General features: G+C 59.4%; 16 protein-coding genes. 11 read left to right on the top strand and 5 right to left on the bottom strand.

All coding sequences use genetic code 11. The annotated features are described in order from the left end of the window. On the top strand, positions 1 to 363 hold a 363-nt coding region (locus AC1D35_RS02630), incomplete at its 5' end, for a creatininase family protein (protein ID WP_477938215.1). On the opposite strand, the gene AC1D35_RS02635 is transcribed toward AC1D35_RS02630, so the two are convergent. Next, positions 364 to 1,314, bottom strand: a complete 951-nt coding sequence (locus tag AC1D35_RS02635; RefSeq protein WP_113311585.1) for a LysR family transcriptional regulator — start codon at positions 1,312 to 1,314, stop codon at positions 364 to 366. Between the two features lie 182 nt (positions 1,315 to 1,496). Between AC1D35_RS02635 and AC1D35_RS02640 the strand changes: the two genes are divergently transcribed. The 6 genes from AC1D35_RS02640 to AC1D35_RS02665 all read left to right on the top strand — a co-directional run bounded on the left by AC1D35_RS02640 (position 1,497) and on the right by AC1D35_RS02665 (position 7,560). After that, a complete protein-coding gene (locus tag AC1D35_RS02640; RefSeq protein ID WP_113311584.1) occupies positions 1,497 to 2,513 on the top strand; it encodes an ABC transporter substrate-binding protein in 1,017 nt (338 codons plus the stop codon). A 66-nt stretch (positions 2,514 to 2,579) separates the two neighbouring features. Next, entirely contained in the window at positions 2,580 to 3,404 is an 825-nt protein-coding gene (locus AC1D35_RS02645) for an ABC transporter ATP-binding protein (RefSeq protein ID WP_477938216.1), read from the top strand. Then, positions 3,404 to 4,258 carry an ABC transporter permease gene (locus AC1D35_RS02650; protein ID WP_113311583.1) on the top strand — a complete coding sequence of 285 codons (855 nt, stop codon included), beginning with the start codon at positions 3,404 to 3,406 and terminating at the stop codon, positions 4,256 to 4,258. The genes AC1D35_RS02645 and AC1D35_RS02650 overlap by 1 nt, the downstream gene beginning before the upstream one ends. Then, entirely contained in the window at positions 4,258 to 5,571 is a 1,314-nt protein-coding gene (locus AC1D35_RS02655; protein WP_113311582.1) for a cytosine deaminase, read from the top strand. Before AC1D35_RS02650 ends, AC1D35_RS02655 begins: the two co-directional genes overlap by 1 nt. A 1-nt stretch (position 5,572) precedes the next feature. Next, complete coding sequence (locus AC1D35_RS02660; RefSeq protein ID WP_477854121.1) at positions 5,573 to 6,982, top strand: FAD-binding oxidoreductase; 1,410 nt, start codon at positions 5,573 to 5,575, stop codon at positions 6,980 to 6,982. Then, entirely contained in the window at positions 6,979 to 7,560 is a 582-nt protein-coding gene (locus AC1D35_RS02665; protein WP_113297823.1) for an NAD(P)H-dependent oxidoreductase, read from the top strand. Before AC1D35_RS02660 ends, AC1D35_RS02665 begins: the two co-directional genes overlap by 4 nt. A 79-nt stretch (positions 7,561 to 7,639) precedes the next feature. Here the strand turns inward: AC1D35_RS02665 and AC1D35_RS02670 are convergent, their stop codons facing one another. The 4 genes from AC1D35_RS02670 to AC1D35_RS02685 all read right to left on the bottom strand — a co-directional run bounded on the left by AC1D35_RS02670 (position 7,640) and on the right by AC1D35_RS02685 (position 9,776). Next, positions 7,640 to 8,029 carry a RidA family protein gene (locus tag AC1D35_RS02670; RefSeq protein WP_113311580.1) on the bottom strand — a complete coding sequence of 130 codons (390 nt, stop codon included), beginning with the start codon at positions 8,027 to 8,029 and terminating at the stop codon, positions 7,640 to 7,642. A 75-nt stretch (positions 8,030 to 8,104) separates the two neighbouring features. Then, positions 8,105 to 8,668, bottom strand: coding sequence for a methylated-DNA--[protein]-cysteine S-methyltransferase (locus AC1D35_RS02675; protein ID WP_477854122.1), 564 nt, complete (start codon positions 8,666 to 8,668; stop codon positions 8,105 to 8,107). 87 nt (positions 8,669 to 8,755) lie between these two features. Next, entirely contained in the window at positions 8,756 to 9,343 is a 588-nt protein-coding gene (locus AC1D35_RS02680) for an RBBP9/YdeN family alpha/beta hydrolase (RefSeq protein ID WP_113311578.1), read from the bottom strand. A gap of 127 nt (positions 9,344 to 9,470) precedes the next feature. After that, on the bottom strand, positions 9,471 to 9,776 hold the full coding sequence (locus AC1D35_RS02685; RefSeq protein ID WP_113311577.1) for a hypothetical protein: 306 nt from the start codon (positions 9,774 to 9,776) through the stop codon (positions 9,471 to 9,473). Between the two features lie 202 nt (positions 9,777 to 9,978). On the opposite strand from AC1D35_RS02685, the gene AC1D35_RS02690 reads away from it, so the two are divergent. The 4 genes from AC1D35_RS02690 to AC1D35_RS02705 all read left to right on the top strand — a co-directional run bounded on the left by AC1D35_RS02690 (position 9,979) and on the right by AC1D35_RS02705 (position 14,072). Beyond that, positions 9,979 to 10,302: a hypothetical protein gene (locus AC1D35_RS02690; RefSeq protein WP_113311576.1), complete on the top strand. Its 324-nt coding sequence runs from the start codon at positions 9,979 to 9,981 to the stop codon at positions 10,300 to 10,302. Positions 10,303 to 10,429: 127 nt separating this feature from the next. Next, complete coding sequence (locus AC1D35_RS02695) at positions 10,430 to 11,881, top strand: cryptochrome/photolyase family protein (RefSeq protein ID WP_477854123.1); 1,452 nt, start codon at positions 10,430 to 10,432, stop codon at positions 11,879 to 11,881. Further along, on the top strand, positions 11,878 to 13,215 hold the full coding sequence (locus AC1D35_RS02700) for an NAD(P)/FAD-dependent oxidoreductase (RefSeq protein WP_477854124.1): 1,338 nt from the start codon (positions 11,878 to 11,880) through the stop codon (positions 13,213 to 13,215). Before AC1D35_RS02695 ends, AC1D35_RS02700 begins: the two co-directional genes overlap by 4 nt. Continuing rightward, complete coding sequence (locus AC1D35_RS02705) at positions 13,212 to 14,072, top strand: DUF1365 domain-containing protein (protein WP_113309154.1); 861 nt, start codon at positions 13,212 to 13,214, stop codon at positions 14,070 to 14,072. Before AC1D35_RS02700 ends, AC1D35_RS02705 begins: the two co-directional genes overlap by 4 nt. Positions 14,073 to 14,082: the final 10 nt, after the last annotated feature.

A 14,082-nucleotide genomic window follows, 5' to 3' on the forward strand; every position in this document is an offset into this window, starting at 1 on the left:
GGCCGGTTCGGCAATCCTGACGGCATGATCAGCGAGCATGAGTCACGTTACGGCATTCATGGCGGCGAAGTGGAGACGTCGCTGATGCTGCATTTCCGGCCGGAACTGGTGCGGATGGAGAAGGCCCAGAATTTTACCTCGAAAGCCGAATGGATGCGCGAGCAATCGCAGTATATCCAGCCGCTGCCGCCGCATTCGCTGGCCTGGATCGCTCACGACCTCAATCCAAACGGGGTCGTCGGGGATGCCTCCAAGGGCACTGCGGAGAAGGGCGAGGCGATCTGCGGCCATCAGGTCAAGGGCTTCATCGAGCTGCTCTACGACCTGAAGCGCTATCCGCTCTCCAACCTCTATTCGAAGTAATCAGGCGACTGCCGGCCGCTCCAGCGGGATGTGGCCCTTGGTCTGCAACTCCTGGACAAGGCCCGCGAGTTCGGCGAGCAAGTATTCAACGAAAAGGCTGGTTGCGGAATCGAGCGGCGTACGGGCGCGGGCAAAGAGCTTGAGCGGCTGGTGGCGGCTATGCGGGTCTGCAATCGAGCGAAAGACCAGCTCGCCCTGACGGCATTCGGTGATGACATCGAGTGGGTTCAGCATGGAGAGCCCTGCCCCGCATCTGACCAGCTTCTTCAGCATTTCCGAAGCATTTGTTTCGAGCACTGGCTCGATAGAGACGTCCAGTCTTGCCATTGCGAGGTTGATGACATCGCGAAGACTTGTGCCCTGCTGCGCGAGAACCAGTCGCTCCTGCACCACGTCGGCAAGGTTGATCGGCCCCGGCCCGATCAATGGGTGACCTGGCGGCAGGATGACGCCGATCGGGATATCGAAATTGCCGAGGGTGCGGATGCCGGGCGTGGCAGGAATATTGAAACCGAGGCCGATGTCCACCTCGCCTGACAGGACCTGATTGATCGAAGCCGTGCCGGCATCGCTGCGGAGCTGGAAGAAAACCCGTGAATGCTCCGACTGAAAGCGCGTGATGATTTCCGGTAGCGGGCCGGAAGCAAGGCCGACCGTTGTGGCAAGCCTGACCTTGCCTGCCTGCTGCATCTTGAGGCTCTTAATGCGCCCTTCCAGCCGATCGTAGTTCTTCAGCACTTCTCGAATATGTTCGATGCAAAGTTCTCCCGCAGCCGTGAGGCGCAGGCCTCGCGGCAGGCGCTCGAAGAGCGGAGCACCCATCTCCTCCTCCAGCGCCAGGATCTGCCTGTTAATTGCCGAAGAGGCGACGTTCAGACGGGCTGCTGCCTTCCGGATGGAGCCCGTTCTGGCGATCTCGTTGATGTAGAGAAGCTTTCTGGAGTGCAGCATCGCGACCTCGTTGCATCGTTTTTAAGCACAGCGCCTAAATTAGGCACAGACACATCATGAGATGCCAAAAAGGCATCACTGCGCACGAATTTTGCTGCTTTTCAAAGAGCGAAGCAATCGCTCAAATGAAGAAAATCGGGGTTCGAAAACGAGCTTCAAGGCACCAGAAGGGGAACGCCGCCATGTCCAACACACTGAAAACGTCCATATTTTCTGCAGTTCTTGGCCTTGGCGGCATGCTTGCTGCCAGTGTACCCGGCTATGCGCTCGACAAGGTGAGCTATGGCACCAACTGGCTGGCGCAGGCCGAGCATGGCGGTTTCTATCAGGCCGTGGCCGACGGAACCTATGCCAAATACGGCCTCGACGTTTCCATCGTGCAGGGCGGGCCGAATGCCGCCAACAATGCGCTGCTGATCTCCGGCAAGATCGACTTCTACATGGGCGGGCCGCAGGGCGAAATCTCAGCTGTCGAGCAGGGCATTCCGCTCGTCGATGTCGCCGCGATCTTTCAGAAGGACCCGCAGATCCTGATCGCCCATCCCGATGTCGGCGTCGACAAGTTCGGGGATCTTGCCAAGCTGAAGACGCTATTCCTTAGCAAGGATGGCTACCTCACCTATTTCGAATGGATGAAGGCAAACTTTCCCGGATTCAAGGACGAGCAGTACAAGCCCTATAACTTCAATCCAGGCCCCTTTCTAGCCGACAAGCAATCTGCCCAGCAGGGTTATCTGACCTCAGAGCCCTACGAGATCCAGAAGCAGACCGGCTGGGAGCCGAAGGTCTTCCTGCTCGCCGATAACGGCTATTCGCCCTATTCGACGATGATCACCACGACACAGCAGATGGTCGATACCAAGCCTGACGTCGTGCAGCGCTTTGTCGATGCCTCGATCGAGGGCTGGTACAATTATCTCTACGGCGACAACAGCAAGGCCAATGCGCTGATCAAGAAGGACAATCCGGAAATCACGGATGGCCAGATCGCTTATTCGATCGGCAAGATGAAGGAATACGGCATCATCGAATCCGGTGAGGGCCTGGAAAAGGGCATCGGCTGCATCACCAACGCCCATTACAAGAAGTTCTTCGACGAAATGGTGGCGATCAAGGTCTTCAAGCCCGAGACCGACTACACCAAAGCGTTCACTACGAAGTTCGTCTGCAAGAGCGTCGGTGTATCGCTTAAGAAATAAGCTCCCAAGGCAGGGCCCGTCGCCTTCCGGCGGCGGGCCTCGTCCCCTCGATAAAAGAGCGAAAGAATGTCCCTAGCCGAAACCAAGGCGGCGCCTTCGAAAGATATACGCAGGCGGCCGTTGGTCGTCATGCAGTCCCTCTCGAAGGTCTTTTCCAGCGGCACGATTGCGCTTTCAGGCATGTCCCTGACGGTCGAAAGCGGCGAGTTCATCAGCCTTCTCGGTCCCTCCGGCTGTGGAAAATCCACCGCGCTGCGCATCATCGCCGGCCTCGGCGACGTTACATCCGGCAAGATCGACTGGCCGAGTTCACGCATAAATTCAAAAGGCCTTCCGGAAGGCGATATCGGTTTCGTCTTCCAGGAGCCGACGCTGATGCCCTGGAAGACTGTTTTCGGCACTGTCTACCTGCCGCTGAAACTGCGCGGCGTCTCCAAGGCTGAAGCGAGCGGCCGGATCATGGAGGTGTTGGCGACCGTCGGCCTGCAGGATTTCGCCAGCGCCTATCCGCGTGAGCTCTCGGGCGGCATGAAGATGCGCGTTTCGATTGCCCGCGCGCTGGTGACAAAGCCCAAGCTGCTGCTGATGGACGAGCCTTTCGCTGCGCTTGATGAGATCACCCGCCAGAAGCTCAATGACGACGTGCTGCGGCTGTGGAAGGCGACTGGCATTACCGTGATCTTCGTCACGCATTCCGTTTTTGAATCCGCCTATCTTTCCAACCGGATCGTTGTGATGAAGGCGCGGCCGGGCCGGGTGCATGCAGATTTTCCACTGGCGACCAGCCTTGAGCGGGATTCGCATTACCGAACCTCGGAAGAATACCGGCGAGCCTGCGAAACCGCGTCCCGATCGCTAATCGAGGCCATGGGCGGATCGGAGGAGCACTGATGAGTGTCAACAGTATCGAAACGACCGAGGTCCCGCCCCTGCCCCTTCCCAATCCCGTCAATGCCAACAGGCGCGATCTGGCGCTGCGCATCGCCGTGCCTTTTCTGGTCATCGGCGCCCTCATCGCCATCTGGGAGCTTTACGTGGTGCTCTCGGGCGTTCCGCCCTACATCCTGCCCGGGCCCGGCGCTGTCGCGGCCGCCTTCATCAATGACTGGGGCACGCTTGCCCCAGCGCTTTGGGTCACGACGCAGATCACCTTGATATCGCTGATGCTGGCGCTGATCGGTGGCGTGGGTTTTGCGATCTTTCTGGTGCAATCGCGCTGGATCGAAATCGCCTTCTATCCGCTTGCGGTCATCCTGCAGGTCACGCCGATCGTGGCGATTTCGCCGCTCATCCTGATCTACGCACCGTCCACGCAGGTGGCACTCCTGATCTGCGCCTTCCTCGTTGCTTTCTTCCCGATCCTTTCGAACATGGTGCAGGGCCTGAAGAGCGTCGATCACAACCTGATCAACCTGTTCGAACTTTATGGCGCCTCACGCTGGCAGACGCTGATCTATCTGAAGATCCCGGCCGCTCAGCCTTACTTCATGACAGGGCTTCGCATCGGCGGCGGCCTTGCATTGATCGCCGCCGTGGTTGCGGAATTCGCTGCGGGTTCGGCGGGTGCCGGTTCGGGCCTCGCCTTCCGTCTGCTGGAATCGCAATATCGCATGAACATTCCCCGCCTGTTCGCGGCGCTCTTCATGCTCTCCATGCTCGGCGTCGCGATATTCGCCATTACCTCCTTCATTTCATGGCTCAGCCTGCATCGCTGGCACGAGAGCAGCCTGAAGCGGGAAAACTGATGACCTATTCCTTCATGTTGCCCCCGAATGCGGGCCGCTTCGTGCTGGCCAATGCGACGCTTCCTGCAGTTACCGTCAGCGGCTTTGCTGCTGAGGCGAATGAGGGGCTCGTCAAGGCCGATATCGTCATAACGGACGGGGCGATTTCAGCGATCCTGCCACCCGGCACAGCGCCAGCGGAGTTTGCCAAGTCCGATATGAGGGAAGGTATGGTCTGGCCGTGCTTTGCCGATATTCATACGCATCTGGACAAAGGCCACATCTGGCCGCGCAAGCCCAATCCGGATGGGACCTTCATGGGCGCATTGGAAGCCGTGGGCAGGGACCGGGAGGCAAACTGGTCGGCCGCCGATGTGCGCAAGCGTATGGAATTCTCGCTGCGCTCAGCCTATGCGCACGGCACCGGTCTTATCCGCACCCATCTGGATTCGCTCGCACCCCAGCACCGCATTTCCTTCGAGGTCTTTGCCGAACTGCGCGACGAATGGAAGGAGAAGATCGCCCTGCAGGCAGTCGCCCTCTTCCCGCTCGACAATATGGCGGACGAATCCTTCTTCGCCGATCTCGTCGCGGTCGTAAAGGACAAGGGCGGCTTGCTCGGCGGTGTCACCAGGATGGGACAATCGCTCGACTGGCAGCTCGACACGCTTTTGCATGCGGCGGCGAAGAACTGCCTCGATGTCGATCTGCATGTCGACGAAACGGATGATCCGGACGCCGAAACATTGAAGGCGATCGCCGAAGCCGTTTTGCGCAACCGGTTCGAAGGCAAAGTAACGGCAGGTCATTGCTGCTCTCTGGCGCGGCAGGATGACGATACGGCCAAGCGGACCGTGGATCTCGTTCACAAGGCAGGGGTTTCGGTCATCTCGCTGCCGATGTGCAACATGTACCTGCAGGATCGTTATCCCGGCCGCACGCCGCGCTGGCGTGGCGTCACTCTGTTCAAGGAATTGGCGGCTGCCGGCGTCGAGACGGCTGTCTCCTCCGACAATACGCGCGACCCCTTCTACGCCTATGGCGATCTCGATCCGGTGGAAGTGTTTCGCGAGGCGGTTCGCATCCTGCATCTCGACCATCCGCTCGATAATGCGGCGCGTGTCGTCACGGCGTCACCGGCTAAGATTGCCGGCAGGCCGCAGATGGGCCGCATTGCCGTCGGCAGCCCCGCCGATCTCGTGCTCTTCAGCGCCCGGCGCTGGAGCGAATTCCTTTCCCGTCCGCAGTCTGACCGCGTCGTGCTTCGCCGCGGCAAGGTGATCGACCGCAGCCTGCCGGATTACCGTGAACTCGATAGCGTCGTTGGAGGCTGACATGGCCGATTATCAGAAGATCAGACAAGAACTCGAAGGTATTGCGATCGAGGACAATCCGGCGCTCGTTCGCCAGAAGAGCCGCGATTTCTACTGGTATTCGCCGATCCTGAAGGCGCAGCTCGACAACGTGACGGCCGATATCGTCGTTACGCCGAAGAACGAGGCCGAAGTCATCCAGACGCTGAAGGTCGCCTATGCGCATGGGGTTCCGGTGACCCCGCGCGGGGCCGGCACCGGCAATTACGGCCAGGCTATGCCGCTTTCCGGCGGCATCATCCTCAACCTTGCCGCCATGGACAAGATCAAGGAAATCCATCCCGGCCGCGTCATCTGCGAGCCGGGCATCGTAATCGCCCAACTCGACAAGCAGACCAAGGTGCATTCCGGACAGGAACTGCGCTTCCACCCCTCGACCGCCCAAACGGCAACGGTCGGCGGCTTCATTGCCGGCGGTTCGGGTGGCGTCGGCTCGATCACCTGGGGCGGGTTGCGCGACCTCGGCAATATTCTGCGTCTGCGCGTCGTCACCATGGAGGCGGAGCCGCGGGTGCTCGACCTCACCGGCTGGGATCTGCAGAAGGTCAGCCATGCCTATGGCACCAACGGCATCATCACGGAAATCGAGATGCCGCTTGCGCCTGCCTATGACTGGGTGGATGTTCTCGTCGGTTATGACGACTTCATGGACGCGGTGCGCTTCTCAGACGCGCTGGCGAAGTGCAACGGCATTCTCGTCAAGGAAATAGCGCCGATCGCCGCACCCATCCCGCACGACTATTTCACCCGGCACAAGCCCTATATCCGTCAGGGCCAGTCGATCGTCGTGCTGATGATCGCGCCGCATTCCATGGATGCCTTCCTGGCCTTCACGGCAGCGCAGAAGGGCGAGATCATGTTCCGCTCGGACAAGGTCGAAAGCATGCGCGGCATTCCGCATGCCTATGAACTGGCCTGGAACCATACGACGTTGCGCGCGCTCAAGGTCGACCCGACGTTCACCTATCTGCAGGTGCAGTATCCGGGCCCGGATCATGTCGCCAAGGTGCGGAAGATGGTAGAGATCTTCGGCGATGAAGTACCCGGCCACCTCGAATTCATCAGGTTTGACGGGCAGATCCAGTGCTCGGGCCTGCCGCTGGTACGCTACACGACAGAGGAACGGCTGGAAGAGATCATCAAGATCCACCAGGACCACGGCTGCCCGATCTTCAATCCGCACCGCTATACGCTGGAAGAGGGCGGCATGAAGCGCACCGACAAGGTGCAGCTCGCCTTCAAGCACGAGACCGATCCGAAGGGGCTGCTGAACCCCGGCAAGATGATTGCCTGGGAAAATCCCAATTTCGACTTCAACGCCGGCAAGAACTATCTCTTCCCTGGTCTTGCGGCTGTCATGGAGGACTCATGAGGGTTCTCGTCCTCCACTCGCACCCGGTCGAGGAAAGCTACGGCAAGGCGCTCTACAGGCAGACCTTGGAAAGCCTTGCCGAAGCCGGGCATGAGGTGGATGCCTGCGATCTCTACGCGGAAAAATTCGACCCCGTTCTCTCTCAGCACGACCGGCTGATCTATCACGACTATCCGGAGAATACGTCTCTCGTAAAACCCTATGTCGACAGACTGAAGCAGGCCGAGGCTTTGGTCATCTGCACGCCGGTGTGGAATTTCGGTTTCCCGGCCATCCTGAAGGGCTATTTCGATCGGGTCTGGCTTCCCGGCGTCTCCTTCGAACTCGTGGACGGCAAAGTCGAATCCCGTCTGCGCCATATCAAAAAGCTTGGCGCTGTACTTACCTACGGTGCAACACCTTTCCGTGCCTTTGTCGCCGGCAATCCGCCAAAGAAGATCGTCAAGCGGGTTTTGCGGGCGCAGATCAACCCGATCAATCCGGTCACCTTCCTCGCTCATTATGACATGAACAATTGCACGCCGGAGACCCGGTCAGCATTTCTCGCCAAGGTGAAGAGCGCGATGGAACGTTTCTAAAGAATTTCCGTTTTCTTCGAATCCCGAAAATTCTCTATCCATTTGTTTTCACGCAGAGATTTCGATCAGCCCATAGAGATCAGACGACCCTTGCGGCCGTCACTTCCACTTCGACCAGAAATTCGGGCCGGGTGAAGCCGCTGACGATGATGAGTGTCGAAACCGGTTTCGGCTCAAGCGTGAAGCGGTCGCGCACCGCCATGTAGGCCGGGAAGTCGTCGCGCTTCGTCACGAAGCCGGATATGCGGATGACATCAGCAAAGCTCATCTCGGCCTCGACAAGGATCGCCTTGATCGCTTCGAAGCAGAGTTCGGCCTGGGCGGTCACATCCTCAGGGATCGTATCATCGAGAGCGATGCCGAGCTGACCGGATGTGACGAGAAGGGACGCGCCTGGCGGCACGAGGAGGCCGTGATTGTAGTTTCCGAAGGGGCGGCGAATAGACGCCGGATTGAAAATCTTCTTCATGAAAAACCTCGCTAAAGACAGAGTTTTATAGCGAAGAATTTCACCGCATTCCAAGCACTTGCTTGCCGTGCACCCTCAAAAATCCAGAGATTGCTGGGCCGGTGCGGGCGGACCGACGTGCACGCCTTCAAGCTCCAGCATGCGAAGCTTGGAAGACGAGCCGCCGGGTGCGGAAAAGCCGCCGACCTTGCCGCCCGCGGCAAGCACGCGATGGCAGGGAATGATGAGTGCCACAGGGTTCTTCGCCATCGCCTGTCCCACATCCCGCGCAGCCTCCGGCCCCGCTCCGAGCTCTTTGGCGAGCGTGCCGTAGGTTGTCGTATGGCCCCAGCCGATGCGGCGCGCAGCGGCATAGATATCGCGGAAAAATGCGTCCTGACCGTCGAGATCGATATGCACATCGGAGAAGTCGATTTCCTCGCCTTCGAAATAACGCTTCACCGCGGCAACGGCCTCCTGAATCAGTGGCGTCGGCGTGCCCGGTTCCGCAGCCGCCAGGCGGCGCAACAGCAACCGTTCGGTCGATTCGGCGCTTTTTGTCGGCAGCTGGAATCGCGTCACGCCGGCATCGCTCCAGGCGATGCCGCAAAAGCCGCCGGCGGTTTCGAAGATCAGATACTGATGCACTTTCTGAGCCATGGTGAAGCTCTCACATTCCATCTGATATCAGAATCGTACCGTGGAAGCTCAAGTTCAACCCGTTTCTTGCTCTGCCCCGATAAAACTTCACGCCGATGCGCCGGTCGCTGCAAGCGGGGATACCTGCGGTCTCTTTGCCTTCGCCTTGCCTTTCACCGCATCAAACAATGCATAACTACCGGTCCAGCGGCCGAAACCGCTGGCAATATTGATATGGCCTGCGAGACCGATATTGCGAACCTCGGTTTTCCAGAGGCGGGTGTAGAAGCTCAAACGGTCGAGCGACATGTATTTGTCGTCGAGGCTGCCGACGGTAAGGCTCGGAAAGGGAAGCGGGTTTGTCGGCATGGGACCGAAGGCGAGCGAACCGGGATGCAGCCTTTCAGTCGCAGGCAAATCGCACGGGGCGACCATAAGCGCTCCCTTTACCCGGCGAGCGAGTGGCCGGTCGGCGAGCCTGGCTGTGAGGATGCAGCCGAGGCTATGGGCAACGACATACGCTTCCCCTGCCTCCAGCAGCGCCTGTTCCAGCCGCTCCATCCAATGATCGAGACGGGCGTGCTTCCAGTCGTCCTGTTCGACCAGCCGGCTCTGCGGAATATCGCTCTGCCAATAACGTTGCCAATGTCCCTCGTCGGAACCGAACAGACCCGGCACGATCAGGATTTTTGTCATTGCCATCTCCTGGCGGTCCGCAGCAAAGTGCCGCGACGCATCTACGCCAGAATTATCCATAAAATTTATGGACTAAAGAAATGAAGCTCCAAAACCCAGGAGAAAGCTGGAAAATCCATCGCTGGGATCAGAAATTGTCGCCCAGCGAAAAGGCCAGCAGATCGCAGGATATCTTGAGGCCAATGGTGTTGTAGCAGGGCATTTCCTCGCCTGCGGCCACCTCCCGCCCGTCTGAAACCTCAATGCGCTCAGCGCCGTCGACGCGGACCGGGCCGGCGGACCAAAGCGTAGGTCGGTTGACGTCGATGACAGAAACCCGCCGCTCTGTTCCCTTCACGAAGGTGGACGCCGCAGCCATGCCGCTCGCCGTCAATGTGAGCGCAAGCGCGACCTGAAGGCAAAGATCTCCCGCCTCACGCAGTGAAAAGAACATGGCGGCCTCATGCCGTAAACAGGTGGTTTCGCTGCGCAGGTAAGGCAAGGAAGAGCAGACGCAAAGCGGCTTTCGCGGTTAAGGTTTATGCGTAACCATGCGCCGGTTTTCTCAACTACTCCGCTTTAATTTCGGAACAAGGAGTTTTGTCACGGGTTGGGGAAATGTCACCAAAGATGAAAATCGAAGGAGGATATCTCCCATGCGCAAATCCCTTATCGCCGCATCGCTGCTTGCCATCGGCATGGCGTCGTCGGCATTCGCCCAGTCCAATCCTGACGCCATCGGCCCGACCAATGGTGGTTCCACGGATCCGGGCTCGGGCAATTACTCGTCCGACTATACGAGTGACAGCAACGGTATTCATCCAATTCCCGCAGGCCCGGTAGATCCGACCACGACACAGAGTATTGGCGGGCAGGCAATCGAATGCCCGGGAATGCCGCAGCAGAACACGGGCGTTGATACGCGCGGCGGCGAAAGTGGTGCTTCGATCAGCGAAGCGTGCCGCGAATACGACAACTGATCGGGTAAAGCCCCGTTCATTGAGAGAGGCCGGCGCGACCGGCCTTTTTCATGCGCGCCCGATGAAACTGCTGATCCGATTGCCTCGTATTTCCGTAACAGACCCAGAGGCAAACAGGGAGCAGCCAGTGGCACGAGAGACTGTTGCAAGACCGGTGATCGTGTGGTTTCGCAAAGATCTGCGCGTTGACGATAACAGGGCTCTGCATGCGGCATGCGCATCGGGGCGGCCGGTCATTCCCCTTTATATCCGTGAACCCCGCGAAGACGGCATCGGGCCGCTCGGCGCAGCCCAGGCCTGGTGGCTGCATCATTCGCTTCACGCACTTGGCGCAGCCCTCAGAAAACATGACGGCAAGCTCGTACTTGTCAGCGGTGATGCCCGAAATGTGCTGGCCGACATCATCAAGCAAAGCAGTGCGGAAGCGGTGTTCTGGAACCGCCGTTTCGATCCGCCGGGCACCGCGATCGACATGCGCCTCAAACATGAACTGGAAAAGCAGGCCATCGAGGTGCGCAGCTTCGGCGGCCAGCTGCTGCATGAGCCGACGAAACTCAAGACATCGGCCGGCGCGTCCTATCGCGTCTATACACCGTTCTGGCGGGCACTCGAAGGTGGAGAGCCCGAGGCGCCTGTCGATGCCCCAGAGAGTTACCGCTTCCCCAAGCAGTTTCCAGCTTCCGAAACGCTCGCCTCCTGGCAGCTCCTGCCGCAGAGGCCGAACTGGGCGAAATTCTTCCCCGACATGTGGACGCCGGGTGAAGAGGCTGCCCACGAAAAGCTACAGGATTTCGTCGAAAATGGGCTTCACGGCTACTCGGCCGATCGGGATTTTCCTGGAAAGACGGCAACCTCCCTGCTCTCTCCGCATCTGGCGCTCGGTGAGATTTCGCCGGCTCGCATCTGGGAAGCGACAAAAGGCCTTTCCCGGCGCATTCCTTCAGACGACATCGTACGCTTCCGCAAGGAGCTGGCATGGCGGGAATTCTCCTATCATCTGCTATTCCATTTTCCGCAACTTGCCGAGGCCAACTGGAACGGCAATTTCGACGGTTTCGGCTGGCGGGAGGATGAAGACGGATTTCATGCCTGGTGTAACGGCCAGACGGGCTATCCGATCGTCGACGCCGGCATGCGCCAGCTCTGGCGCCATGGCTGGATGCATAACCGCGTACGGATGATAACAGCTTCGTTTCTCATCAAGGACCTCCTGGTCGACTGGCGCCGTGGCGAAGCCTGGTTCCGCGATACGCTTGTCGATGCGGACCCGGCTAATAATGCGGCCAGCTGGCAATGGGTCGCGGGCTCGGGTGCCGATGCCTCCCCCTTCTTCCGCATCTTCAACCCGGTGCTGCAGGGCGAGAAATTCGACGCAGATGGCAGCTATATCAGGCAGTTCGTGCCGGAGCTCGGAAAGCTCGAGGACAAATATATCCACCGGCCGTTCGAAGCACCAGCGAGCGTGCTCGAAGACGCAGGCGTGACGCTTGGTGAAACCTATCCCAGACCCATCGTCGATCACGCCACGGCGCGCCGGCGGGCGCTGAAGGTCTATAATGCCATAAAGGACGCAGCATGAACGCGCATGTTCCCTCGCTGCCACGCCGCCTCAAGGTGGCCATCATAGGGTCGGGCATATCGGGTGCCTCAGCGGCCTGGGCGCTCAACACTGTCCATGACGTGACACTTTACGAGAAAGATGCCCGGCCGGGCGGCCATACGGCAACGGTCGATGTCGATTATGACGGACTGAACATTCCGGTCGATACCGGCTTCATCGTTTACAACGAGTGCAATTATCCCAATCTGACCGCGCTCTTTGCAGAGCTCGGCGTCGCCACGCATGCCAGCGACATGAGCTTTTCACTGTCGCTGGATCAGGGCAGGCTGGAGTGGAGCGGCGGCGGGCTGTCGTCTATATTCGCGCAGAAGCGCAATCTGCTAAACCCCTCCTTCCTCTGGATGATCCGCGAGATCCTGCGTTTCAACCGCACCTGCCTGGAAGACCGGGCGGCCGGACACCTGGTCTCGCGCTCAATCGGCGATTATCTCGACTGGCGCGGCTTCTCGCCTGGTTTCACCAACAATTATCTGGTGCCGATGGCCGCTGCCATCTGGTCGACGCCATCGGTGCGTATGCTGCAATTTCCCGCCGAGCATTTCGTCAATTTCTTCGACAATCACCGGCTTATCTATCGCCGTCAGCATCAGTGGCGCACCGTCACCGGCGGAAGCCGCAACTATCTGAAAAGGCTTCTGTCACCGCTCGGCGACAGAGTGAAGCTCGGCTGCGGTGTGCGTGGCGTGATCCGCAGCGACAGGGGCGTCACCCTGATCGACGAGATCGGCGGCGAGGCCTTCTTCGACAAGGTGATCTTCGCCTGCCATAGCGATCAGGCCGCGCGTCTGCTGATCGATGCGACGGATCAGGAAAAGCGACTGCTCGCTGCCGTTCCCTACGAGCCCAATCGCGTGGTGTTGCACCGTGACGCCAGTCTGATGCCGACGCGGCGCAAGGTCTGGGCCTCCTGGAACTATCTGCGTTCAAGCCATGCCGACGGCGAGGCCGGTGTGGCGGTGACCTACTGGATGAACAGGTTACAGGGCATAGACCCGGATTTTCCTCTCTTCGTCACGCTCAATCCGCACCGCGAACCGGAAAGCCGCAAGGTCTTTGCCGAATTCACCTATGAGCATCCGCAGTTTTCCGCCGAAGCGATGGCAGCGCAGCGGGCGATCGCTACCATTCAGGGAAGAAACGATTGCTATTTCGCGGGCGCCTGGACCGGATACGGATTCCACGAGGATGGACTCGTTTCCGGCCTTGCGGCGGCGGAGGCGCTGGGCGGGATCACACCTTGGCGGACCGCCCGGCCCTCCTCCCGTGGAACCACACTGGAAGCGATGGCATGACGGCGTCCCGCACGAGGCCCCACGCAACGAGGTATGGCGTCAGCGTGACGCGAAACGGCCCTCCACCGGAGGCGCCGGCCGTCCTTTATGCGGGCGATGTCATGCATCAGCGCATGAAGCCGTTCGGCCATCGCTTCCGGTACCGGGTCTTTTCATTGTCTATCGATCTCGACCGGGTCGAGGAAGCCGGGAGACTGTCGGCGCTGTTTTCGGTCAACAGAGGCAACCTCGTCTCCTTCCATGAAAAGGATCATGCGGAAGGCGGAAGCCTGCGCTCCTATGTTGAAGGACTCCTTGCGGACGCCTGCGTCGAGCGACCGGCCCGGATCCTGCTTGTCTGTTATCCGCGGATCTTCGGTTACGTCTTCAATCCGCTTTCGGTCTATTATGCCTATGACAGCGGGAATGCGCTGATCGCGCTGATCTACGAGGTGCGCAACACCTTCGGCGAGCGGCATAGTTATGTATGCCCTGTCGAAGATGATGAAATCTCCGAAGGTGGTCTTCGCCAGACCTGCGAGAAGCTCTTTTACGTTTCTCCCTTCATCGGCACGGGCATGCGCTATCATTTCCGCATGCTGCCGCCGGGCCGCGAAATCCGCTGGCGCATCCTGGAAACCGATGCTGAAGGTCCGCTTCTTGCGGCAACGTTCTCCGGTCGACAAAAGCCGCTGACTGGCCGAGCGTTGGGTTATCTTCTCGCGGCCATTCCCTTCCTGACTGTCAAGATCATGGCCGGCATACATTGGGAGGCTCTGAAACTCTGGCTGAAGGGCGCCATCTATATTCGTCGGCCACCGCCTCCGGCCCCTGTGAGCGTAAAGCCGGCAAGCCGGCTTGCAGAAGCTGCGGAATGAATCTAGCGTT

This window comes from Rhizobium sp. P1_E6, from assembly GCF_056405875.1.